The sequence below is a fragment of the Massilistercora timonensis genome (assembly GCF_048354975.1).
Lineage (GTDB): Bacteria > Bacillota > Clostridia > Lachnospirales > Lachnospiraceae > Massilistercora > Massilistercora timonensis.
In genome coordinates this window covers 1-2,970 of record NZ_DBGCJQ010000014.1, presented here as the reverse complement: position 1 = coordinate 2,970, position 2,970 = coordinate 1, and the positions used below count along the sequence as shown (strand labels likewise).

The following is a 2,970-nucleotide window of genomic DNA, read 5'->3' as shown; positions in this document are numbered from 1 at the left end:
TCTCCCGATTCACACTGCAGCGCTGCTGCAAAAGTCCCCGCAAGAAGCTTCTTGCCGGATCCCGGTTCCCCTGTAAAAATATAAGAGTGGGATACCTTCCCTGTCTCTATCGCATTCTTCAAATGCCTGATTATATCGTCATGGCCGATGATGTCATGAAATCCTGCCATAAGAATCACCTCTTTCTGCCTTTTGTGCCCTCCGTTATACCCGGCGGACATCTTTCAACTAATTATAACATAATCTTCTGTATAAAAAAAACTATTTTTCCTTATTGTACAGATTTTATATAATTTACGATCTCCTTCACACATTCATCCAGATTATGATTCTCAAAACGCTTCCATATACCTGCTTTAAGAATATTTTCCTCGGAAAAATCATTCTGGTCTGCCAGAAAACGTCTGCACATCTCCTCGTACTTCGGCACCTCCTGGGTCTTCTCCCTGGCAAGCGCACGCTCCAGACGCTCTCCGTCTTCCACCTCTATATAAATAGGCCACATCACTTCATTGCCGTAATACTCCCGGAGCCTCACAAAAGACTCCAGTGTACCGATTCCCAGATAGCTGTCATTACCCACAGACACCTGCCCGTCATCCGCAGTAAAATATGTCCACGGCCCGTAAACTGTCTGATAAGTACGCGCCTCGATCAGCTTCCCGTTTCTTCGGAACTCCTTCAGTTTATTCTCATCTGCAAAAAAATATTCTCTTCCGTTCTCCTCTCCATCCCGGATCGGACGGGTAGTATAGATCACAAGCCGCTTAAGCCCCAGCTCCTGATTCCCCTCCAGCTGTCTGTAAATACTGTCCTTACCGGAAGAGCTTTTTCCCATAATGTAAAAAATCTTTCCCATATGTCTCCTCTGCTGCATATGCGTTACTATACACGCTCTGATCCGTAATACACAGATCCGTCTGCTGCCACGCACCTCACATCTCATTTCTCACAACACACACCGTCTCACTGGTCTGGTCGCTCAGGCCCTGGACCTCAAAGCCCTGTTCCAGGTATCTTCTCACATTTTTTACGAAATGTCCAGAAATCTGTTCCCCCGGAACGATCAGCGGGATCCCCGGCGGATAAAGATATGCAAACTCCCCGGACGTACGTCCGATACACTCATCCAGCGGACACCGCTCACTCTCCGCATCCATAGCCTGGGAGATCCGCATGATCTGCTTCATTTTTCCGTTTTTCAAAGGCTCCTTCTCCACAGCCTCTTCTCTGTATTTTAACGATTCACGGCGGTCGATCTCTTCAATAGCATCACAAAGCCGCTCAAAACCCTCCGCCGTATCACCCACAGCCGCCAGCGCCAGCACATAATTCTCCGCCTCCATCTCCATTTCCAGATGAAACTCCCTCCGGAGGATCTGGTGCAGCTCCCGGCCGTTCAGCGAGCTGTCCACAGTAGAAAGCAATATCTTGGATCTGTCAAAATCAAAAACTCTCTGGCACTCACAGGCCTGCGGCGTTACCAGCCGGATATACTTACACTCGGAAAGACGCCTGCGTGCTTTTTCCAGATTCTCCGTAAACACACGGAACATCTCATCCCCCTCACGCTCCAGCTTATCCATGCACGCATCAATGCTGCTCATAAGAATATAAGAAGGACTGCTGCTCTGATAGATTCCCAGAAAACGCTTCAGTTTTTCCCGGCTCACACGATCACTGCACAGGTGGATCACCCCCGTCTGGGTCAGACAGGGCAGCGTCTTATGCACACTGTTGATCACCACATCCGCACCAAGCTGCGCCGCAGACACCGGAAAATAATCCGAAAACCGAAAATGCGCCCCGTGAGCCTCATCCACGATCAGCGGCACACCATAGCGATGCGCGATCTCCGCGATCCTAGCCACATCCGACACGATGCCGTCATAAGTCGGTGAAGTGATCAGCACCGCCTGGATCTCCGGATTTTCCGCCAGATACATTTCCACACGGCCGGGTGAAATCCCTCCGTTTATCCCCAATTTCGGATCCTCTTGTGGATAAATATACGTGGCACTCAGCTCCCGCAGATAAATCGCATGGTAAACCGCCTTATGGCAGTTCCTTGCCACCAGGATCTGTCCCCCCTTATCCACAGCCGCAGACACCGCCGCCAGGATCGCCCCGGAGCTTCCATTAATACTGTAAAAACTCTCCGGCACACCATAAAGCCGTGCAGCATCCTCCTGGGCCCTTTTCAAAATATCCTCAGCATGATGCAGGTTATCAAACCCATCAATCTCCGTAATATCCCTCTCCACCGGAAAATCCCCCTCCACAGCCAGCGGATTCCTCTTATGCCCCGGCATATGAAACGGATAAAAATCACTCTTACCGTACGCTTCCAGTTTCTTGTATAATCTGTCTTCCATAGTTCGTCCTTTTCATCCTAAAAACAAGGAGGGGCTATCACCATACGATATTCCCCTCCATTTTTATCACATTTCTGTCACACCTTAAACCGGTACCCCACACCCCAGATCGTCTCAATATACTGAGGCTTGGCCGTATTAAACTCGATCTTTTCACGGATCTTCTTGATATGCACCGTAACCGTAGCGATATCACCCACAGACTCCATATCCCAGATCTCCCGGAAAAGCTCCTCCTTTGTAAAAACCCTGTTCGGATTCTCAGCCAGAAAAGTCAGAAGATCAAACTCCTTAGTAGTAAACGTCGTCTCCTCACCATTGACCCACACACGCCTGGCCGTCTTATCAATCTTAATACCACGGATCTCGATCACATCATTCTTATGCACATTGGAACCAACCAGCCGGTTATAACGCTCCATATGCGCCTTCACACGTGCAACCAGCTCACTTGGGCTGAACGGCTTGGTCATATAATCATCCGCACCAAGACCCAGTCCGCGGATCTTATCGATATCATCCTTCTTGGCCGAAACCATAATGATCGGCGTATTCTTCTCCTCACGGACCTGCCGGCAGATATCAAAGCCATCCA

3 protein-coding genes and 1 pseudogene are annotated in these 2,970 nt (G+C 49.4%); all 4 read right to left on the bottom strand.

Going from position 1 to position 2,970, the window contains the following annotated elements; all coding sequences use genetic code 11:
• Positions 1 to 170: pseudogene (locus tag ACML7B_RS01060) on the bottom strand (DNA polymerase III subunit delta); the annotation flags it as partial.
• A 101-nt stretch (positions 171 to 271) separates the two neighbouring features.
• On the bottom strand, positions 272 to 859 hold the full coding sequence (locus tag ACML7B_RS01055) for a hypothetical protein (protein ID WP_021651241.1): 588 nt from the start codon (positions 857 to 859) through the stop codon (positions 272 to 274).
• A 76-nt stretch (positions 860 to 935) separates the two neighbouring features.
• Positions 936 to 2,375, bottom strand: coding sequence for an aminotransferase class I/II-fold pyridoxal phosphate-dependent enzyme (locus ACML7B_RS01050; protein WP_418538965.1), 1,440 nt, complete (start codon positions 2,373 to 2,375; stop codon positions 936 to 938).
• 77 nt (positions 2,376 to 2,452) lie between these two features.
• Positions 2,453 to 2,970: winged helix-turn-helix domain-containing protein (locus ACML7B_RS01045; protein WP_418538962.1), on the bottom strand; the 518-nt coding region annotated here is incomplete at its 5' end.

Coding starts and splice junctions, on each gene's coding strand:
- ACML7B_RS01050 (WP_418538965.1), bottom strand. CDS start 2,375: ATGGAAGACAGATTATACAAGAAACTGGAAGCGTACGGTAAGAGTGAT.
- ACML7B_RS01055 (WP_021651241.1), bottom strand. CDS start 859: ATGGGAAAGATTTTTTACATTATGGGAAAAAGCTCTTCCGGTAAGGAC.